Origin of the sequence: Streptomyces albireticuli, assembly GCF_002192455.1 — a bacterium.
Lineage (GTDB): Bacteria > Actinomycetota > Actinomycetes > Streptomycetales > Streptomycetaceae > Streptomyces > Streptomyces albireticuli_B.
Genome location: NZ_CP021744.1, coordinates 3,815,956 through 3,834,748 on the forward strand (window position 1 = coordinate 3,815,956; position 18,793 = coordinate 3,834,748).

The 18,793-nt window shown below is 74.8% G+C and carries 18 protein-coding genes; 12 read left to right on the forward strand and 6 right to left on the reverse strand.

All coding sequences use genetic code 11. The features are described from left to right. Window positions 1-82: 82 nt before the first annotated feature. Both SMD11_RS16335 and SMD11_RS16340 read right to left on the reverse strand, forming a co-directional pair. On the reverse strand, window positions 83-763 hold the full coding sequence (locus SMD11_RS16335) for a 4'-phosphopantetheinyl transferase family protein (RefSeq protein ID WP_087927153.1): 681 nt from the start codon (window positions 761-763) through the stop codon (window positions 83-85). After that, window positions 760-1,683 carry an LLM class F420-dependent oxidoreductase gene (locus tag SMD11_RS16340; protein ID WP_087927154.1) on the reverse strand — a complete coding sequence of 308 codons (924 nt, stop codon included), beginning with the start codon at window positions 1,681-1,683 and terminating at the stop codon, window positions 760-762. Before SMD11_RS16340 ends, SMD11_RS16335 begins: the two co-directional genes overlap by 4 nt. 215 nt (window positions 1,684-1,898) lie before the next feature. Between SMD11_RS16340 and SMD11_RS16345 the strand changes: the two genes are divergently transcribed. The 5 genes from SMD11_RS16345 (at window position 1,899) to SMD11_RS16365 (ending at window position 9,022) form a co-directional block, all read left to right on the forward strand. Further along, window positions 1,899-3,509: an MFS transporter gene (locus SMD11_RS16345; protein WP_087927155.1), complete on the forward strand. Its 1,611-nt coding sequence runs from the start codon at window positions 1,899-1,901 to the stop codon at window positions 3,507-3,509. Window positions 3,510-3,725: 216 nt separating this feature from the next. After that, complete coding sequence (locus SMD11_RS16350) at window positions 3,726-5,375, forward strand: FAD-dependent monooxygenase (RefSeq protein WP_087927156.1); 1,650 nt, start codon at window positions 3,726-3,728, stop codon at window positions 5,373-5,375. Between the two features lie 353 nt (window positions 5,376-5,728). Then, window positions 5,729-6,853, forward strand: a complete 1,125-nt coding sequence (locus tag SMD11_RS16355; RefSeq protein ID WP_159395308.1) for a sensor histidine kinase — start codon at window positions 5,729-5,731, stop codon at window positions 6,851-6,853. A gap of 80 nt (window positions 6,854-6,933) precedes the next feature. Next, a complete protein-coding gene (locus SMD11_RS16360; protein ID WP_087927158.1) occupies window positions 6,934-7,623 on the forward strand; it encodes a response regulator in 690 nt (229 codons plus the stop codon). 190 nt (window positions 7,624-7,813) lie between these two features. Next, the gene (locus tag SMD11_RS16365; RefSeq protein WP_087927159.1) at window positions 7,814-9,022 is read left to right on the forward strand and encodes an acyltransferase family protein; all 1,209 of its coding nucleotides are present in this window, start codon (window positions 7,814-7,816) and stop codon (window positions 9,020-9,022) included. 146 nt (window positions 9,023-9,168) lie between these two features. Here SMD11_RS16365 and SMD11_RS16370 read toward each other — a convergent pair whose 3' ends face one another. From SMD11_RS16370 to SMD11_RS16380, 3 genes are all read right to left on the reverse strand, one after another. Continuing rightward, a complete protein-coding gene (locus tag SMD11_RS16370; protein WP_234366065.1) occupies window positions 9,169-9,642 on the reverse strand; it encodes a hypothetical protein in 474 nt (157 codons plus the stop codon). Between the two features lie 16 nt (window positions 9,643-9,658). Next, window positions 9,659-10,363, reverse strand: coding sequence for a 3-oxoacyl-ACP reductase FabG (gene fabG, locus SMD11_RS16375; RefSeq protein WP_087927161.1), 705 nt, complete (start codon window positions 10,361-10,363; stop codon window positions 9,659-9,661). 82 nt (window positions 10,364-10,445) lie between these two features. After that, window positions 10,446-11,510 carry a 3-oxoacyl-[acyl-carrier-protein] synthase III C-terminal domain-containing protein gene (locus SMD11_RS16380; protein WP_087927162.1) on the reverse strand — a complete coding sequence of 355 codons (1,065 nt, stop codon included), beginning with the start codon at window positions 11,508-11,510 and terminating at the stop codon, window positions 10,446-10,448. 372 nt (window positions 11,511-11,882) lie between these two features. Here SMD11_RS16380 and SMD11_RS16385 point away from each other — a divergent pair, with 372 nt between their 5' ends. The 5 genes from SMD11_RS16385 to SMD11_RS16405 are packed head-to-tail and all read left to right on the forward strand — an operon-like array spanning window position 11,883 to window position 16,402. Further along, entirely contained in the window at window positions 11,883-12,158 is a 276-nt protein-coding gene (locus SMD11_RS16385) for an acyl carrier protein (RefSeq protein ID WP_087927163.1), read from the forward strand. Further along, complete coding sequence (locus tag SMD11_RS16390) at window positions 12,151-13,392, forward strand: beta-ketoacyl-[acyl-carrier-protein] synthase family protein (protein ID WP_087927164.1); 1,242 nt, start codon at window positions 12,151-12,153, stop codon at window positions 13,390-13,392. Before SMD11_RS16385 ends, SMD11_RS16390 begins: the two co-directional genes overlap by 8 nt. After that, window positions 13,389-14,636: a beta-ketoacyl synthase N-terminal-like domain-containing protein gene (locus SMD11_RS16395; protein WP_087927165.1), complete on the forward strand. Its 1,248-nt coding sequence runs from the start codon at window positions 13,389-13,391 to the stop codon at window positions 14,634-14,636. The genes SMD11_RS16390 and SMD11_RS16395 overlap by 4 nt, the downstream gene beginning before the upstream one ends. Before the next feature lie 18 nt (window positions 14,637-14,654). Next, complete coding sequence (locus tag SMD11_RS16400) at window positions 14,655-15,659, forward strand: ScbA/BarX family gamma-butyrolactone biosynthesis protein (RefSeq protein ID WP_087927166.1); 1,005 nt, start codon at window positions 14,655-14,657, stop codon at window positions 15,657-15,659. A gap of 53 nt (window positions 15,660-15,712) precedes the next feature. Next, the gene (locus SMD11_RS16405) at window positions 15,713-16,402 is read left to right on the forward strand and encodes an HAD family hydrolase (protein ID WP_087927167.1); all 690 of its coding nucleotides are present in this window, start codon (window positions 15,713-15,715) and stop codon (window positions 16,400-16,402) included. Here the strand turns inward: SMD11_RS16405 and SMD11_RS16410 are convergent. Next, a complete protein-coding gene (locus SMD11_RS16410; RefSeq protein ID WP_087927168.1) occupies window positions 16,389-16,868 on the reverse strand; it encodes an ATP-binding protein in 480 nt (159 codons plus the stop codon). The genes SMD11_RS16405 and SMD11_RS16410 overlap by 14 nt on opposite strands. A 237-nt stretch (window positions 16,869-17,105) precedes the next feature. Here SMD11_RS16410 and SMD11_RS16415 point away from each other — a divergent pair, with 237 nt between their 5' ends. Together SMD11_RS16415 and SMD11_RS16420 are read left to right on the forward strand one after the other, a co-directional pair. Then, entirely contained in the window at window positions 17,106-17,933 is an 828-nt protein-coding gene (locus SMD11_RS16415) for a hypothetical protein (protein ID WP_087927169.1), read from the forward strand. 103 nt (window positions 17,934-18,036) lie between these two features. After that, window positions 18,037-18,777 (forward strand): YcnI family protein, encoded by a 741-nt coding sequence (locus tag SMD11_RS16420; protein WP_087927170.1) that lies wholly within the window; start codon window positions 18,037-18,039, stop codon window positions 18,775-18,777. Window positions 18,778-18,793 lie beyond the last annotated feature (16 nt).

Consider the following 18,793-nt stretch of genomic DNA (forward strand, 5'->3'; position numbering starts at 1 on the left):
GTTCAGGGACCACCGGGTATGCGCGGGCCGCCGGGGCACGGCCTCGGACCCGGGCGGCACGCCCGTAGCGGCCGGGCCGGGCTCACGCCCGTAGGAGCACCGACGTCCGTACGTACGGTCCCACGGTGCCGATCCGGCCGGTCGCGGTCGTGCCGCGCGGCAGCAGGCCGTCGGCGGTGGCGAAGGCCAGCCGGCCGTCCTCCAGGAAGGCCACCTCCACCTCGTGGAACGTCGGTTCCCGCGCCGGCTCCAGGGCCGAGAACGCCTTGTAGAAGGCCTCTTTGGCGGAGAACACGGCGGTCAGGCGGGCGCCGCCGCCGGGGCCGGGCCGGAGCCGGGCGCGTTCGCGTTCGGTGCACACCAGGCGGGCGGCGGAGGCGCCGAGCCTGCCGACGCGCTCGATGTCCACGCCGACGCCGAGGACGTCCTCACGGACGGTGGCCAGGCACACCGCGACGGCGCCCTCGCAGTGGCTGATCGAGCCGCGCACCCCGGCGGGGAAGCGCGGCCGGCGGCCGTCGCGCAGCACCGGGCCCGGCCGCCCCAGCAGCCGCAGCGCCTCGGCGGCGGCGTGCCGGCCGGCCGTGAAGTCCCGGCGCCGGCCCGGCGAACGGCCGGTCAGCAGGTCGCGCTCCGCCGGGTGCAGGCCCGCCTCGGCGCCCCCGTCACCGTCGCCGCCCGTCCAGCGCAGCACGCCGATGGTCCCCTGGCCGGCCGGTGCCGGGGCGTGGTGCGGGCGGGCCGGCCGGGGCGGCCGCCTCACGACGCGAAGTGCGGCAGCACCTCGGAGGCGATCAGTTCGAGGTGGTCCAGGTCGTCCAGGTCCAGGAACCGCAGGTAGGCGCGCTCCGCGCCGGCCTCGGCGAAGCGCGCGATCTGCTCCACCACCTGCGCCGGGGTGCCGCGGAAGGCGGTGTCGGGGAGCTCCTCGCCCGCCGCCTCGGCCCTGCGGGCGATCTCCGCGTCGGTCCGGCCGACGCACACGGACTGGATGACGGAGAAGCGCATGGCGTCCTCGCCGCGCCCGTTCTCCGCCAGCGCCTTGCGGATCCGCCCGTACTGCACGCCCGCCTGCTCGGGGGTGACGAACGCGGCGTTGTACTCGTCGGCGTACGCGGCGGCCAGCGCCGGGGTGCGCACCGCGCCCGTACCGCCGACGATGACCGGCGGGTGGGGGCGCTGCACCGGCGGCAGGGTGGGCTGGGCGCCGGTCAGCGTGAAGTGCTCACCGGTGAAGTCGAAGCGCTGGTCGCCGGGGGTGGTCCAGAGGCCGCGGATGATGCGCAGCTGCTCCTCCAGCCGGTCGAAGCGCTTGCCCGGGAACGGCATCCCGTACGCCTGGTGCTCGGCCTCGAACCATCCGGCGCCGAGGCCGAGTTCGACGCGGCCGCCGGACATGCCGTCGACCTGCGCCACCTGGACGGCCAGCTGTCCGGGGGCGCGGAAGGTCGCGGGGCTCACGAGGGTGCCGAGGCGGATGCGCCGGGTGTCCCGGGCCAGGCCCGCCAGTGTCACCCAGGCGTCCGACGGGCCGGGCGTGCGGCCGTGCCCGCCGAACTGGAGGTAGTGGTCGGAGCGGAACAGCGCGTCGAAGCCCAGGTCCTCGGTGGCCCGCGCGACGCGCAGCAGGGTGTCGTACGAAGCCCCGCGCTCGGACGGCTCGGTGTGGATACGGAGCAGCATGGCTGGACCCTTCGGTTCGTGGGGCGTGCCGGGCTTCTGACCGCACGGCTTTGCGATCGGCAACGTAGCCGCGCGGCCGGGCCGGTGCCCATGCCCCCAGAGATCCGCCCACTGCCTCTTTGGAGGCATCGCCTGTTCCCTGCGCGGTAATCGCGCCCGGCGGACGCGGCGCCGGCGGCTAGCGTCCGGGCTCGTCTACCTTGGAGGTTGCCACCATGCCCGTCCCCGATGCCCCCCGGCGGCAGGGCGGACGCCGGTCCCCCTCGCTCACGCTGCTGGCGGTCTGCCTGGCCTCGGTGCTGTTCCCCTTGTCGATCACCGGTACGTCCGTGGCGCTGCCCAGCATCGCCACCGATCTGAACAGCGGTCTGGCCGCGCTCCAGTGGGCGGTCAACGGCTACAACCTGACGTTCGCCGGCTTCATCCTGGCCGCCGGTTCGCTGGCGGACCTTGTCGGACGCAAACGGGTGTTCCTCATCGGCACGGCCCTGTTCGGCGCGGGCGCGCTGGTCGCCGCGGTGTCGAACGACGTGGTGCTGCTGGACGTGGCCCGCGCGGTGTCCGGCGCGGGCGCCGCGGCGGCGCTGCCCAGCGGCAGCGCGCTGCTCGCCCAGGTCTTCGAAGGCCGGGCGCGGGCACGGGCGTTCAGCCTGTTCGGCACGACGGTCGGCCTGGGTCTGGCGCTCGGCCCGAGCATCGCGGGCGTGCTGGTGAGCAACCTCAGCTGGCGGTCGGTGTTCCTGGTCCCGGCGGTCGTGGCGTTCGCGGTGCTGCTGCTCGCGCCGTTCGTGCCGGAGTCCCGCGGCCCGGCCGGCGGCCGGGTCGACAAGGCGGGCACGGTGACCTTCACCGGGGCGCTCGTACTCCTGGTGTTCGGCCTGGTGGAGGGCCCGCAGCTGGGCTGGGCGCATGTCGCGGTGCTGGGCCCGCTGGCCGGGTTCGTGGTGCTGCTGGCCGCGTTCGCCGTCGTCGAGAAGCGGCAGGCGCAGCCCATGTTCGACCTGACGCTGCTGCGCCGCCCGCGCTTCCTCGGGCTGTGCGTGTCCGTGATGGTCATCGTCTTCGGCTTCAGCCCGCTGGTGGTCTACCTGCCGTCGTACTTCTCGGCGGTGGACGGGCTCAGCCCGCAGCAGGCCGGTCTGACGATCATGATGCTCACGGCCCCCACGCTGGTCTTCCCCGTGGTGGCGGGGGCGTTGACCCGCTGGATACCGGCCGGAACGCAGATCGTGGCGTCCGTGCTGCTGGTCGCCGTGGGCTGCGCGTGGCTGACGGTCATCGAGCCGGGCGGCGGGAACCTTCCGGTGCTCGGCCCCATGCTGCTGATCGGCGTCGGCGTCGGCATCTCGTTCGGCCTGCTGGACGGGGCCGCGGCCGACAGCGTGGAACCGGCGCGCACCGGCATGGCCTCGGGCATGTTCAACACCATGCGCCTGGCGGGCGAGGCCACCGCGATCGCCGTGGTGGGTTCGCTCATGGTCACCTTCACCCGGGGCGGCCTCGACGGCAAGCTCGGCTCGTACGACACCCCGTACGCGGACGAGCCGGACCGCGTCGCCGACCTGCTCAACCAGGGCGACCTGGCCACCGCCGCCGACACCGTGCGCGGGCCCGGCGCCCGCGACGCGTTCGTGGACACCGCCGCGCACGCGTACACGAGCGCGCTGCACACCGTGCTGTGGGTGCTGGCCGCGCTGTGCGTGGTGGCCGTGCCCTTGATCGCGTTCCTGCTGCGGGGGCGTGCGGAGGCGGCGCGGGGCGCCGCCGTGGAGGCGTCCTCGCCGGACGCGGCGGTGTCCTCGGCGGCGGGGCGCGTGGAGGTCTGAGCGGTTCCGCGGTCTGCGGGTCCGTGGACCGCGGGTCCGCAGACCGCGGGCGTCGGCCGGCGTGATCCGTCGGCTGCGGGCCGCGTCGAGATCTTCCCCTCCCCGCCCCTTCCCGGACCTGGGCTCCGCCCCGGGCCCCTACCGCGCGCTTCGCGCGGTGTCCTCAAACGCCGGACGGGCCGATACCCCGTCCTCCCCCCGTAAGGAGTCACCCTCATGCCGGCAGCAGAAGCTCCCGTGCTCGTCGTGGGTGCCGGACCCGTCGGTCTGGTCGTCGCCTGCGAACTGCTCCAGCAGGGCGTCCCGGTGCGTGTCGTCGACGCGAACCGCAGCCACTCCCTGCACTCCCGCGCCATCAGCGTCTGGCCCCGCGTCCTGGAGGTGCTGCGCAGGATCGACGTCGCGGACACCCTGGTGGAGCGCGGGCACCGGGTCAGCGGCGTCGGCTACTACTCGTCCGGGCGGCTGCTCGGCACCGCCCGGCTGGACCGGCTCCCCGACACGCCGTACCCCTTCGGCCTGATGCTGGCCCAGAGCCGCACCGAGGAGGTGCTGGAGAAGCGGCTGGCCGAGCTCGGCGGCACGGTCGAGCGCGGGGTCCGGCTGACCGGGCTGGCGCAGCACCCGGAGCACTGCGCGGTGACCCTGGAGCACGAGGACGGGGCCACCGAGGAGACCGACGTGCCGTGGCTGGTCGGCGCGGACGGCGCGCACAGCACCACGCGCAAGCTGCTCGGCATCCCCTTCGAGGGCACCCAGCCGGACGTGAGCTTCGCGATCGCCGACGCGCACGTGGACGGCGACCTGTCGGACCGGCTGCTGGGCTACTGCTACTCGCCGCGCGGCAGCCTCGCCCTCGGCCCGCTCGGGGACGACGTGTACCGGCTCGCGGTGAGCGTGCCGCACCCGGAGGACGACACCCCGCCGCCGCTCGCGCTGTTCCAGGAGGTGCTCGACGAGCGCGCGCCCGGCCACGGCGTGGTCCGCGGGCTGAAGTGGAGCACGACTTTCCGGGTGCGGGTGCGGACCGCCGCGCGGTTCTCCGCCGGCCGGTGCTTCCTGGCCGGGGACGCGGCGCACGTGATGAGCCCGGCCGGGGGCCAGGGCATGAACACCGGGCTCCAGGACGCGGTCAACCTCGGCTGGAAGCTGGCCGGGGTGGCCCGGGGCCGGCTCGACCCGGCGGCCCTGGACAGCTACGACGCCGAACGCCGGGAGGCCGCCCACCGGGTGACCGCCACGACCGGCCGGCAGACGCGGTGGGGCTTCGTCTCCCGGCGCGCGCAGATCGCCGCGCGGGACGTCGCGCTGCGCGGCGCCGACCGCGCGGGGCTGGTGCAGCGGGCGCTCGCGCCCATCGTGGCGCAGACCGACACGCACTACGGGCCCGCGCCCACGCCCACCGAGCTCGCCACGGAGCTGGCCCGGGGGACCGGTGCCCGGCCGGGTGCCAGGGTGCCGGTGCTCCTGGGGGCCGTGGGGTCCGCGGGACAGGCCGTCGGTGAGGAGAGTCGTGAAGGGGCCGTCGCCGGCCCGGACTTCCCCGACGGGACCTCCCCGGGCGGCGGCTTCACGGCCGACGGCTGGGTGGCGGCCGAGCGCGACGCGTTCACCGTGCTGCTGCGCTGGGACCCGGCCGACAGCGCCGCCCACCGGTCCGAGGCGTACGCGCGGATGCGCGCCGGGGCCCCGGCGGAGACCCGGTGGACGGACCTGAGCGCGGCGCCCGACGGGGTGCTGACCCGCTTCCTGGGCCCCGGCCCGGTGGCCGCCGTGGTCCGCCCGGACGGGCACCTCTTCCGCCGGGTCCGCCCGGACGAGGTACCCGCGGCGCTGCGCGCCGCGCGCGCCCTTCGGCATTTCTAGAGACTTCGGCACTTGTAGCGACAAAGCGCCTGGCGTTAATACCTGAGGTAACGAGGGAGACAGCCCGGACAGAAGGCCACAAAAGAGCGCCGAAAGGCATCTGAACAATTGCGGGGGCGGTCGGGGCGGGAGATTTCTCCAATAGCACGGAGACCCGCCCTCCACACCTTCGAGAATTGGTCAAAAATTGGCAAATGAACGATCTTGTTTGTAGACCCCATGTTACGGTCCGGTGGTGCAGAACGCTGTGCGTGTTGACAGCGCGAAGGCGTACGGGGAGGGGTCACATGCAAGGTCACTGTTCATCGAGACATTCCCTGGGCGGGCAACTGGAGGAAGAGATTCCCGCACTGGTGGCCCGATACCGTGACGCATTAGAAAAGGCCGACAACCCGCTCGGGAAGCTCCCGGAACTGTGGGAGGACACGCGCTCCCACGCCGATCTGATCCTCACCCGCTGGGCGCGCGCCCTCGACCTGCCCGACGAGGACGAGTCCACCGGCATCGCCGCCGCGCTCGACCTCTCGGGCTCCTCCTCGCTGGGCACCCGCAGGGCCATCAGCGGGGTCCGGCTCGTCGACTCGCTCCGCGCCCTCGAAACCCTCACGCACACCGCCCTCGCCACCGCCGAACGGTTCACCGCCGACGCGCCCGCCGAGGAGCGCCACCGCCTGATGGGCCGCGCCGCCCAGGTGCTCAACAGAATCGGCTCGCAGCACACCCAGGCCGCCGTGTTCGGCTACGACGCCCACCTGCTGCGCCAGATCGACCGCGTCAACACCGGCGAGCGCGACCGGCTGGCCCGCGACATCCACGACCTCCTGGGCAACAGCCTCGCCCTCGCCTTCCGCCATCTGGAGCTCTACCGCATGACCGCCGCGGGCCCCGGAGGCCCGCGGCGCTCCCATCTCGCCGCCCTCGACGAAGCCCTCCAGGAGGCCGTCGGCTTCACCCGGGGCCTCATCTCCGGCCTGCGCCACGGGGCCCCGCTCATCAGCCTGGAGGCGGAGCTGCGGGACTGCGCCGGCGCCCTGAACTTCCGCGGCCTGCCGGTGCGCGTCACGGTCAGCGGGGACGAGACCTGGCTGCCCGTACCGCACCGCACCGAATTGTTCCTCATTCTCCGGGAATTCCTTCGCAATTCCTTTACGCACGCCGCACCGCAATCCATATCCATCGACGTCTGCATCAAACCCAACCGGGTCGAGGCGGCGGCCTATGACGACGGCCGTGGATTCGACCACGACGAGACCCGCATCGTTAACTCCGGGCATCCCGAGGACCGCGTCGGCCATCAGGGCGGACTGGTCATGATGCGGGAACGGGCCAGGGAGCTCAACGGCTCCTGTCAATTGCAGAGCCGGCCGGGCGCGGGCACCCGGCTGACACTGTGGCTGCCGCTGCCGGAATGGCCCGGCACCAGGGACCCCGGGGATTCCGTGGTCACCGGCGAGCCGGCCGGGGCGCCACGCGCCTGACTCCCCGGGGGCTCCCGGGTCCGCCGCCCGCCCCGCGAGACGGCGCGGGCGACGAGCAAGTGAACCGCCGAGGGGGAACCATGGACACCATTCGCATTCTCATCGCCGACGACCACACCCTGCTGCGCAACGCGCTGGCGGAGATCCTTCACACCACCGAGGAGTTCGAGGTCGTCGCGACCGCCGGCAGCGCCCCCGAGGCCATCCGGCTGGCGGCCGAGCACCAGCCGGACATCACCCTCCTCGACATCGGCATGCCCGGCAACGCCCATCCGCCGACCACCGTGCGCAAGCTCCAGCAAGCCGCCCCCTCGGGCGGCATTCTCGTGCTGACCATGCACGACGACCCCCAGCTCGTCCAGGCCCTGCTGCCGCTGGGCATCCGCGGCTTCCTGCACAAGACGGTGAGCCACCAGGCGCTCTTCGCCGCCGTCCGCGAGGCCACCACCCCCGGCAGCAGGATCACCCTCTCCCTCTCCGCCGAGTCGCTGGCCGCGCCCCCGCCGCCCGCGCCCGGCCCGCTCTCCCCGCGCGAGGCGCAGGTCGTCGAGCTGGCCGCGCACGGCCTGAGCAACTATCAGATCGCCCGCCGGCTCGACATCACGGAGGGGACCGTCAAGCGCCACATGCGCAACATCTTCGACAAGCTCGGCGTGGGATCCCGCGTCGAGGCCGCCAACAAGTCCGTGGAACTGGGCCTGATCGAGCCGCCCGTCGCCGCCCCCAAGCGGATGGGCCGCCGCTACCGGGAGTACCCCGAATCGGCCTGATGCCTCCTCGTGCCTCCTTGGTGACATCCGCTGCCCCCTGTGGCGCAGCGGGCCCCGGCGCGGGGGCGGGCCCGCCCTACCGTTCAGGGACCTTCGCCGCCCGGCCCCGGCCGGTGGACGGCGTGGCGCGCGGGCATTCCACCCGCGGCCCGCCGGGCGGCGCCCCACCCCGCGGAAGGCAGTACGGCACATGCACCCGACCATCCCCGCACAGCGCACGGAGCACGCCAGACGGTCCCGACTCCCCTCCCTCACCGGACTGCGCTTCTTCGCCGCGCTGTTCGTGTTCCTGTTCCACATGACGCAGATGAACTCGCCGCTCGACCCCGGGTCCCCGATGAACCCCTTCGCGGACCAGGGCCTGGCGCACGCGACGGAGAAGCTGTTCAGCCGGGCCGGATACCTCGGCGTCTCCTTCTTCTTCGTGCTGAGCGGCTTCGTCCTCACCTGGGTGGCACGCCCCGGCGAGCGCCTGCGGGACTTCTACCGCCGGCGGCTGCTGAAGATCTTCCCCAACCACCTGGTGACCTGGGTGCTGGCCATGGTCCTGTTCGCCGGGGCCACCGTCGGCCCCGCCGTCTGGGGCGCCAACCTGGCGCTGGTCAACTCCTGGTACCCGCGGCTCGACATCAACCTCGGGGCCAACCCGCCGAGCTGGTCGCTCTGTAGCGAACTGCTCTTCTACCTGCTGTTCCCCTTCGCGCTGCGCCCGGTCCTGCGGATCGCGGACCGCCGCCTGTGGATGTGGGCCTGGCTCATGGTGGCGGGCACGGTGGCGGTCGCGCTCGCCGGCGCGTACCTGGTCACCGACACCCCGCGGCCCGCCCTGCTGCCCGTCTCCCCGACCCAGTTCTGGTTCGGCTACTTCTTCCCGCCCCTGCGCATGTTCGAGTTCGTCCTCGGCATGCTGCTGGCGCGCATCGTCGCCGCCGGCCGGTGGCCGCGGATCGGCATCGTCCCGGCGGTCCTCCTGGTCGTCGCGGGCTACGCGGCCACGATGGTCCTGCCGTTCCAGTTCGGCTTCGTCGCCGCCACCGTGCTGCCGGTCGGTGCCCTGATCTCCGCCGTGGCCACCGCCGATGTGCGGGGCACCCGCACCCTGATGCGCGGGCGGACGATGCAGTGGCTGGGCGAGGTGTCCTTCGGGTTCTACCTCTGCCAGGCGATCGTCCTCTTCTACGGGCGGACCCTGCTGGACGGGGACCAGTGGGGATTCGGACCGGTGGGCGGCGTGCTCGCGCTGCTGGGCGCCTGCGCGCTCAGCCTGGTCGCGGGCTGGCTGCTCATGGTCTGCGTGGAGCGGCCCGCCATGCGCCGCTGGAGCGCCGCGCGCGGGGCGGGCACGTCGCTCACGGTGCGGCGGTCCGTACCGGCCGAGCGGACCCGGGTCGACGCCTGACCGCCGCCGTACGGGCCCGTCGGGCCGGGCCCGTACGCACCTGGTCCGCATCGGCCCAAGTGCCGCCGGATGCCGGTACGTTTATCGGCCCGGCAGCCTCCCGGCGTCCTTACGGTCATCCGGTGCACGGCCGCGGGGCACGGCCCTCAGCCGGGGTCCTCCCGGAAGGGCACGGTGTCCCGGTCCGCCGGGGCGCCCCACCCCGACCGCGCGTACACGGCGTCCCGCAGCGCGGCGACCATGTCCCACAGGTCGGCGAACCCCACGTCCTCGGCGCCCGGTTCCCACCACAGGGCCCCGAGCGGTACCGGCTCCCAGCGGGCGCACCGCGCCAGGGCCCGCGCCGCCTCGTGGATCACCACCGGCCGGTGGTGCCGCAGCAGCACCCCGGGCGCACCGGGGCCGTCGGCCGCCTCCGGCCACTCCGCGGTGAACCCCAGGGGCGCGAGCCACGCGGCGTACAGGGCCCGGACGACCGACTCCCTGCGCCGCGCCCGGCCGGCGGGGTCCGTCCGCGGCCCCTCCCACAGGTCGAGCACCACCATGTCCGCGCGGCACAGCGGGGGATGCCCGCCCTCCGGGGGCGGGGCTCCGTCGACCCGCCCGTCTCGCGAATCCACTGTCCTGGACCGCGGCTCAGATGCCCATGCCGATACCGCCGCCGACGGGAAGGACGGCCCCGGTGACGTACGAGGCCGACTCCCCCGCCAGGAAGCGGACGGCGGCGGCGACCTCCTCGGCGGTGCCCGTCCGGCCGAGGGGCGTCATCCGCATGACGTCCTTCATCCGGCGGTCGGTGAGCCGCTTGGTCATGTCGGTCTCGATGATGCCGGGGGCGACGACGTTGACGGTCACGCCCCGGGAGCCGAGTTCCCAGGCGAGGGAGCGCGCGAAACCCACCAGGGCCGTCTTGGTGGCCGCGTAGTTCGCCTGCCCGGGGGAGCCGAGGAAGCCGAGCGCGGAGGACATCAGGACGATGCGGCCGCCGCGCGCCGCGAGCATGCCGCCGGCGGCGGCCCGGACGGTGCGGAACACCCCTTGGAGGTTGGTGGCGAGCACGTCGTCGAAGGCGGCGTCGTCCATACGGAGCAGCAGGGTGTCGCGGGTGATGCCCGCGTTGGCCACCAGGACGTCGACGGGCCCCTGTTCGGCCGTGACGGCCGCGAAGGCGGCGTCGACCGACTCCGGGTCGGTGACCTCGCAGCGCACGCCGAAGAGGCCCTCCGGCGGCTCGCCGGAGCGGTAGCCGACGGCCACCCGGTCCCCGTCGGCGGCCATCGCCCGGGCGACGGCCAGGCCGATCCCCCGGTTCCCCCCGGTGATGAAAACGGAACGTGACATGTTCTTCCCCTTACTCGGGCCGGCCGGTGCCTGGTGCGCACCCGGCGGCCGGCTCCGTCGGTCGTCGGTGAACGGCGGTCGGTCAGCCCGCCGGAGGCGCGGCCGGGCGCTCCACCACGAGGCACGACCAGGTGAATCCGGCGCCGGCGCTGAAGACCAGCGCCCGCTCGCCGGGCGCCAGAGTGCCCGCGCGCACCAGTTCGGCCAGGCCGGCGGCGGAGTCGCCCGCGCCCAGGTGGCCGGTGTCGCGCCCGGGGTCCAGCAGGTCGGCGGAGAGCGTGGCGGAGAGGACCGGGATCCACGACTCGTTCAGGGACTTGAGGCCGAAGCGCGGCAGGACGGCGTACCGCAGGCGCGGGTCGCCGGGCCCGCTCCCGGCGTCGCGCAGGGCGTCCGCGACGACCTTACGGATGGCCGCCTCGTTCGTCGCGTTGAAGCCGTCGCTGCCCCACTCGGTCAGGTACGCGCGTTTGGTGGCCCGCATGTCCACCCGTTCGCGCACGGTGCGGGCGGCCGGGGCGAAGGGGTCCGTGCCGCGGTGCATGGCCTCCAGCTCCGGTGCGGCGGCCGTGGCGACCGACAGCAGCACCAGCGGGTCCCGCGGCGTGGCGGGCACGGTCAGCAGCACCGCCGTGCCGGCGTCGCCGTAGACGACCCCGTAGTCGCCGGCCCACCGGTCGAAGCCGGGCCCGGCGAAGCGGTCGCCCGTGGTCAGCAGTCCCCGGCGCGGGGTCCCGGGGCGGCTCGCGCGCGCCGCGGCGAGCCAGGCGGCGGTGAGTTCCACGGCGGCCGAACCGCCGTTGCACACCTGCTGGACGCCGACCGGCAGGGCGTCGTGCGCGCCGAGCCGCGCGGCGATGTAGTGGGCGGGCGACCACAGGTCGTGGCCCTGGTAGTACATCCACGCGTGGCAGACCATGTCGACGTCACCGGCCGCGACCCCGGCCGCGGCCAGCGCCGTGCGCGCCGCCTCGACCGCCATGTCGGGCGCGGGGACGTCCTCGGCCGCCGGGACCGTGTCGTGGCCCAGCTCGCGGGCCGCGCGGGCGCGCAGCCTCCCGTCCCCGACGGCGTCGGACGCCCGCTCCCGCCCGTCGGGCAGCCAGAGCTCAGCGGCCGTGATCCCCACGGCCTCCACCGGTCTCATCTCGTAAGCCCCCCTCAGACCTGCCGGCCGTCGTCCCACGCCGTGCCGGCGGGACGTCCGCCGTGACAGGGCGATCGTGGTGAAAGGGTGCCGGTGAATCCACCCGTGATCACGCGATTGCCCCTTAGGGAAGGCCGGTTGCGGCTCGTCGGACACATGGCGATGCCACTTTGGGGGTGCTTGCCGATGCCGCCGCGTTGGAGCTTCGATTCAGGTCGACCGGTCGGAACCGGTCCGGTGCCCGGCTCGGTCCACGGCACACATCGGCTGCCGTCCGGGCATCCGCCGGCGCCCTCGGGGCGGCCGGCGCCGGGCGGCGCCCGCCGGCATCAGCCGGGCATCGGCGCGAACTTACTGTGCGAAGGGGGAAAAATGAGCGACGCCACCATTTCCGAGGAGCTCCGGACCAAGGTCCGGGCGATCGTCGGCGACGTCCTCGAGGTGGAGGACGAGGGCGCCCTCACGGACGAGAGCAGCTTCGCCGACGACTTCGACGCGGACTCGCTGCTCGTCATCGAGATCTTCTCGCGCTTCGAGCGGGACCTCGGCATCAAGATCCCGCAGGAGGACCTGACCGAGCTGGACGACCTGCCGTCGGCCTACGCGGTGGTGGCGAAGCACAGCGCCGGCCAGGTCGCCGGTGTCTGAGCGGAGCACCGGGCAGGTCCGCCGGGTGGCCGTCACCGGGCTCGGGGCGGTGAGCGGTCTGGGCCTGGGCGCCCGGGAGTTCACCGCCGCGATCCGTGAGGGCCGCAGCGGCATCGGTCCGGCGGGGCAGTTCGACACCACCGGCTTCGACCACACCCTGGCCGGTGAGGTGACGGACTTCGACCCCGCCGCCCTCCTGGAGCGGCTGGACCACCGTGAGTGGGGCCGCAGCGGGCAGTTCGCCGCCGCCGCGGCCCGGATGGCGGTCGAGGACGCCGGGATCGACCCCGGCGCCCTCGCCGCCCTCCGCACGGCCAGCTGCTTCGGCACCACCAACGGCGAGTCGCAGGTCCTGGAGCGGCTCGCCACCCAGCGGGTGCGCCAGGGCGTCGAGCACCTCGACGGCGCCCTGGCGGGCCGGGCCGACGCCGGCCGCATCGCGACCGCCGTCAACCACGAACTCGGCCTGACCGGCGAGGCGCTGACCCTCGGCACCGCCTGCGCGGCGGGCAACTACGCCGTCGGCTACGGTTTCGACCTGGTCAGCTCCGGGGAGGCGGACGCGGTGCTGTGCGGCGGCGCCGACGCCTCCAACCGGGCGACGCACGCCGGCTTCCACCGCCTCGGCGCGCTCGCCGCCGACGTCCCCCGGCCGTTCGACGAGCACCGGGACGGCATCGTCACCGCCGAGGGCGGCGCGGCGCTGCTCCTGGAGCCCCTGGAGGCCGCGCTCGCCCGTGGCGCCCGCGTCTACGCGGAGGTGCTGGGGTACGGCATGACGTGCGACGCGCGGCACATGACCAACCCGCACGGCCCCTCCATCGCCGAGTGCGTCCGGCGCGCCCACCGCACGGCCGGCGTCAAGCCGGAGGAGGTGGACTACATCTGCGCCCACGGCACGGGGACCCCGGCGAACGAGGCCGCCGAGGTCGCGGCCGTACGCGAGGCGTTCGGCGACTCCGCGCCGCTCCCGCCCATCAGCTCGGTGAAGTCGATGATCGGCCACACGATGGGCGCGGCGGCCGCCTTCGGCGCGCTGGTGTGCTGCGCGGCCCTGCACGAGGGCTTCCTGCCGCCGAGCGCGACCGTGCGCGACGTCGACCCGGCACTCGGGCCGGACCTGGACTGCGTGCCCGGGCGGGCGCGGGAGGCACGGCTGTCCATCGCCCAGAACCATGGCTTCGCCTTCGGCGGGAACAACGCCGTGGCGATCTTCGGAAGGTTCGACGCATGACCCTGACGACGGCCCCGCGCAGCACGGGCGGGGCGGCGGACCCGTGGGCACCTGACCGGTCGGAGGCCCGGCCGGAGGCGCGGTTCCCCGTGCCCGCGGTGGATCTCCTCGGCTGCGCGGTCCACAGCGCGGCGGGCCCCGGCCTGGCCGCGCTCGGCGCGGCGCTGGAGGGGCGGGGCCCGGCCGTCGCGGACGCGGCGGACCGCCCGGCCGCCCCCGGTGACGTGCCGTACCCCCCGCTGGACGTCCGCCCGGCGGCCGGTTTCGACCCGGCCGCCGTCCTGGGCCGCAAGGGGCTGAGCCGGCTGACCCGTACGGACCTGCTGGGCGTGGCCACCTGCACGGAGGCGCTGGAGGCGGCCGGCGGGCCCGGCGGGTTGAACGGCCTTGCCGGGCCGGACGGTTCGGCGGTGGCCGGTGAGACGGGTGTGGTGCTCGGCAGCGCGCTGGGCAGCGCGAGCGCCGTCGCGGAGTTCACCCGGGACACGCTCGTCCAGGAGCGCCCGTACCTCGTGAACCCGTCCGCCTTCCCCAGCACCCTGATGAACTCGGCGGCGAGCCGGGCGGCCATCCGGCACGGCCTCACCGGGCTCAACGCGACGGTGTCGGGCGGCCCCCTGGCCTCCCTGCACGCGCTGCGCTACGCCCGGAACGCGCTGGTGCGCGGCCACGCGCGGCAGTTGCTCGTGGGCGGCGTCGAGGAGCTCTCGCCGCACGGCGCCTGGGCCTGGCACCGGGCCGGCGCGCTCGCCCCGGGCACCGCGCTCGGCGAGGGCTGCGCCGTCTTCGTCACCCGCCTGGCGGCCGGGCCGGGCCCCGCGGCCGGGCCCGCGCCGCTCGCCCGGCTGCTCGCCTGCGACATCGGCTCCGCCGGCCCGGAGGCGGGCCCCCTCGGCGTGGCCCGCAGGCTCGCCGACTGCGTGCGCGGCGCCCTGGCCCGCAGCGGCGTCGCCCCCGAGGACGTCGCGGTGGCGGCCGTCGGCGCCGCCGGACGGCGCGGCTGGGCCGCCGTTGAGGAGCGCGGGCTGCGCCTGGCGTTCGGGCCCGGCCCGGAGCCCCGCAGGCTGCGCGTGCAGCCGGTGCTGGGCGAGACCCACAGCGCGGGCGGCGCCCTCCAGCTCGCGGCGGTCCTGGCCCGCTGGCAGCAGCCTGCGGCGGCCGCCGAGGGCGCCGCCGTGATCACTTCGGTGGGCCCCGACGGTTCGGTCGGCTGCGCCGTCGTCGTACGCCCCGAGTCCGCCTGACCCCCGTCTGGAGATTCCATGCACACCGCGACCGTTCACCCCGCCGCCGGCGAGGAGCTGTCCCCGCCGGTACCGGCGCCCGCCTTCGAGCGGACCGTCCCGCGCGGGATGGTCCACCGCTGGGCCCTCTCCGAGGTGTTCCTGACCGACTCGATCGGCGGGGACGACGCGCGCTTCACGGCGGCCGCCCAGCTGCCCCTCTCCCACGGCTACTTCCGCGACCACCGCGGGGCCGGCCGCGACTTCCACGACGCGCTGCTCGTCCTGGAGAGCTGCCGCCAGGCGGTGACCTACGCGGCCCACGTGCACGAGGACGTCCCGCTCTCGACCACGTTCATGGTCACCTCCTGGTCCCTGGATGTGACCGACCCCGCCGCGCTGGCCTGCGGCGAGCGCCCCGGCGAGCTGGTCGCCGAGGCCCGGGTCACCGACCGGCAGCGGCGCGGCGGCCGGCTGCGCCGCCTGGTCTTCGCCATGGACCTGCGGCTCGACGGCCGGCCCCTGGGCCGGCTGACGATGGACGTCAGCTGCACCCCGACCGACCAGTACCACGCGCTGCGCCGGATGCAGCGCGGCTCGGACGCCCCGACCGCCTTCACCCTGCCCGCCGACCCGGCGGGCGAGCCGGCCGCGCCCTCGGCCGTGGGCCGCCTCGACCCGGGCAACGTGGTGCTCGACGCGGTCCGCGGCACGGCCGACGGCACCCTGGAGGCCGCCCTCAGCCCGCGCACCTTCCGCAACCGGAGCATGTACGACCACCCCTACGACCACGTCCCGGCGATGGTCTTCAGCGAGGCGGCGCGGCAGTGCGCGGCGCTGCTCGGGGGCGGCGACGGAGGCACCGGCCACGGCCCCGGGCGGGTGCTGCGGCTGGACGGCGAGTTCGCGAAGTTCGCCGAGCTGGACGCGCCGGTGCGCCTGGCCGCCGCGCGCGAGCCGGCGGCGGACGGCCCCGCCTCGTACCGCCTGACCGCGACGCAGCGGGAGGACACCGTGGCGCGGCTGACCATCACGGTCGGCTGACCCCGCCGCCCCGCCGCAGCCCCCTTCCCACCCCAGCCCTCTTGGAGACCCGTATGTCCACGGCCGCACCCGGCGTCGCCTTCTTCGACGTCGACGAAACGCTCATCACCCTCAAGAGCATGTTCGACTTCTACGACTTCTTCCTCGACTCGCTGGGCCACAGCGACGAGGAGAAGGAGCGGCTGAGCCGCGACGCGAGGGACCTGCTCACCCCCGGGCTCCCCCGCGAGCAGGGGAACCGGCTCTTCTACCGGCGCTTCGCCGGCTACGCCGTGGAGCAGGTCGCGGAGACCGGCCGCCGCTGGTTCGACCACCACCAGGCGCGCGGCGGCCTCTTCCACGACGACGTGCTGGCCGCGCTGCGCGCCCACCGCGCGGACGGCGTCGAGACCGTGCTCGTCTCCGGTTCGTTCCCGGCCTGCCTGGACCCGGTGGCCGCGTACGCGGGGGCCGACCGCCTCTACTCGACCGTGCTGGAGGCGCGCGACGGCCGCTACACCGGCGAGGTCCTGCGGACGATGATCGGCGACGCCAAGGCGGAGACCGCGCGCGCCGTCATCGAGGAGCGGAAGGTCGCGGCCGGGGACTGCTACGCCTACGGGGACCACGTCTCGGACCTGGACCTGCTGCGGCTGGTCGGCCACCCGGTCGCCGTGGGCGCGCACCCGGCCGTCGTCGAGGAGGCGGAGCGCCTCGGCTGGCGGCGCCTCGCGGGCACGGCGGGGGCGCTCACGACGCCTTGAGCAGCGCGCCCTCCCGCCACTTGAGGATCTTGTCGAAGCTGACCACCGCGCCCTGCCGCCCCGGGCGGTTCCGCACGCGGACGTGATCGGTGAGCGACTCGATCAGGAAGAGGCCCCTGCCGTGTTCGTCCTGGGCGGGGGCCGGGGTCCTGGTGCGGGTGGCGCGGGCGGGGCGCTGGGGGCGGCGGCGGTCACGGGGGCGGGGCTGCTCGGGGAAGCCCGGCCCGGAGTCCGTGACCTCGATCCGGCAGGTGTCGCCGTCGATGAACGCGGTGACCAGATAGCCGGTCGAGGAGTCGCCGCCGTGTTCGACGGCGTTGGCACACGCCTCGCTGAGGGCGACCGACAGATCGTAGGAGATCTCGGGGTCCACGCCCGCCGTCTCCATGGTGCCGACCAGCAGCCTACGGGCGAGCGGCACGCTCGCGGCCTCGCGTCGCAGATGGAGTGACCACCACATGCTCATGCTCAGCCTCCTGGCCGCGGCTCGACATACCGATACGTATAGCCAGCACCGGCGCCCCGTAAGCCTGCGGCGCGTGTGAGACCGCTCATTCGGACGATGCGGCGCGCGGGTGCGTCGGTGTATGGGGTGATACGCCGGGGTGCGCCGGAGCGTCCGCGGGTCCCCTTCCGGCCGGGTGGCGAACGTGCGCCCCCTGCCGTAGGGAAGGAGTAAGCCCGGTGGGATGATGGCGCAGCCATGCCTCACCCCGTCGCGCGCGCCGGCGCCGATCTGCGACTGATACGGGCCGCGGTGTTCACCGCGGTCTGTGTTCTGCTGTCCGCGGGCGGGCACGTGCTGGCCTCCTGCGCGAGCGTCCCGCTGTGGACGCTGGGCGCGGGCTGCGCGCTGGTGCTGGCGCTCGTCCTGCCGCTGGCCGGCCGGGAGCGCTCGCTGCCGGGGATCGCGGCCGGACTGGCCGTCGGCCAGCTCGCGCTGCACACCCTCTTCGGACTGGGCCAGCACAGTGCCGGGGTGACCCCGCGCCAGGCGGGCTCCGAGGGGCGGCTGATCACCTTCGCCGCGAAGCTGATCTGCAACCAGCCGCACACGATGTCCGCCGCCGACGCCCGCCGAGTGATCACGCAGGCCGGGCTCGACCCCGCCGTGCACCCGATGCGGATGGGAGCCGTACCCGCGCCCGCCGCGCCCGGTACGGGCACCTCCATGCCCCTGGACCGGCTGCTGGACTCCCTGCTCGGCGCGCTGCCGCTGTCGCTCCCCATGCTGCTCGGCCATCTGCTCGCGGCGCTGGCCGCGGGCTGGCTGCTGCGGCGCGGCGAGGTGGCGCTGTGGCGGGTGGTGGCGCTGTCCGGCCGCCCGGCGCGCGAGGTCGCGGAGGCCGCGCTCGTACGGTCGCTGCGCGCCGCCCTGACGCTCGTACGCGCCCTGTGGGACCGCTCGGCCGCCGAGCCGCCGCGGGCCGGCCGGGGCCGGTCCGCGGAAGAGGACCGTCCGGTGGTGGAGCCGTCGCTCCAGCGCTTCGTGACCCGGCGGGGACCGCCGCACCTCACCCTCGCGGCCTGACACGCGACGCACTCCGGCGACAGAGCACGGGAGGGCGGTCGCGCCGTCGCCGCACGCGCACGCCCGAACCTCTTCCGTCCCCTCCTGCCTGTGGAGTGTCCCCATGAACACCTCTCTCGGCCGTCTCCGCCGTCTCCCCGTCATCGGCGGCGTCACCGCCGGCGCCGTCCTGCTCCTCGCCGGTCCCGCCTTCGCGCACGTCAGCGTGCAGCCCGGCACCGCCGAGAAGGGCGGCTACAGCACCATCGCCTTCAAGGTGCCGAACGAGAAGAACGACGCCTCGACGGTGAAGCTGGAGGTCACGCTCGACCCGAAGCACCCGCTCTCCTCGGTGACCGTGCAGCCCGTCCCGGGCTGGGACGTCAAGGTCGAGAAGTCCAAGCTCGACAAGCCGCTCCAGACCCACGGCAAGACGATCGACGAGGCCGTCAGCAAGATCACCTGGACCGGCGGCAAGATCGAGCCGGGCCAGTTCCAGCAGTTCCCGCTCTCCGTCGGCCAGCTGCCCACGGACGTCGACGAGCTGGTCTTCAAGGCCCTCCAGACCTACTCCGACGACGACGTCGTGCGCTGGATCGACCCGTCCAAGCCGGGCGGCGAGGAGGCCGAGCACCCCGCGCCGGTGCTGAAGCTCGTCGCGAAGGGCGACAAGGACAAGGCCGCCGACAAGGGCGGCAAGTCCGCCGACGGCAAGGACACCCGGGCCGCCGCCTCGTCCGCGTCCTCCGGCAAGAGCGAGGACTCCTCCGACACGACCGCCCGGGTGCTCGGCGTCGTCGGCATCGTCGTCGGCATCGCGGGCGTGGCCTTCGGCGTGCTCGCCGGCCGCCGCCGCTCCGCCTGACCCGCGGCCCGCACGG

Excerpts from the sequence above, each read along its gene's own strand:
- SMD11_RS16340 (WP_087927154.1), bottom strand. The coding sequence starts at position 1,683 with ATGCTGCTCCGTATCCACACCGAGCCGTCCGAGCGCGGGGCTTCGTAC.
- SMD11_RS16345 (WP_087927155.1), top strand. The coding sequence starts at position 1,899 with ATGCCCGTCCCCGATGCCCCCCGGCGGCAGGGCGGACGCCGGTCCCCC.
- SMD11_RS16350 (WP_087927156.1), top strand. The coding sequence starts at position 3,726 with ATGCCGGCAGCAGAAGCTCCCGTGCTCGTCGTGGGTGCCGGACCCGTC.
- SMD11_RS16360 (WP_087927158.1), top strand. The coding sequence starts at position 6,934 with ATGGACACCATTCGCATTCTCATCGCCGACGACCACACCCTGCTGCGC.
- SMD11_RS16365 (WP_087927159.1), top strand. The coding sequence starts at position 7,814 with ATGCACCCGACCATCCCCGCACAGCGCACGGAGCACGCCAGACGGTCC.
- fabG (WP_087927161.1), bottom strand. The coding sequence starts at position 10,363 with ATGTCACGTTCCGTTTTCATCACCGGGGGGAACCGGGGGATCGGCCTG.
- SMD11_RS16380 (WP_087927162.1), bottom strand. The coding sequence starts at position 11,510 with ATGAGACCGGTGGAGGCCGTGGGGATCACGGCCGCTGAGCTCTGGCTG.
- SMD11_RS16385 (WP_087927163.1), top strand. The coding sequence starts at position 11,883 with ATGAGCGACGCCACCATTTCCGAGGAGCTCCGGACCAAGGTCCGGGCG.
- SMD11_RS16395 (WP_087927165.1), top strand. The coding sequence starts at position 13,389 with ATGACCCTGACGACGGCCCCGCGCAGCACGGGCGGGGCGGCGGACCCG.
- SMD11_RS16400 (WP_087927166.1), top strand. The coding sequence starts at position 14,655 with ATGCACACCGCGACCGTTCACCCCGCCGCCGGCGAGGAGCTGTCCCCG.
- SMD11_RS16405 (WP_087927167.1), top strand. The coding sequence starts at position 15,713 with ATGTCCACGGCCGCACCCGGCGTCGCCTTCTTCGACGTCGACGAAACG.
- SMD11_RS16410 (WP_087927168.1), bottom strand. The coding sequence starts at position 16,868 with ATGAGCATGTGGTGGTCACTCCATCTGCGACGCGAGGCCGCGAGCGTG.
- SMD11_RS16415 (WP_087927169.1), top strand. The coding sequence starts at position 17,106 with ATGCCTCACCCCGTCGCGCGCGCCGGCGCCGATCTGCGACTGATACGG.
- SMD11_RS16420 (WP_087927170.1), top strand. The coding sequence starts at position 18,037 with ATGAACACCTCTCTCGGCCGTCTCCGCCGTCTCCCCGTCATCGGCGGC.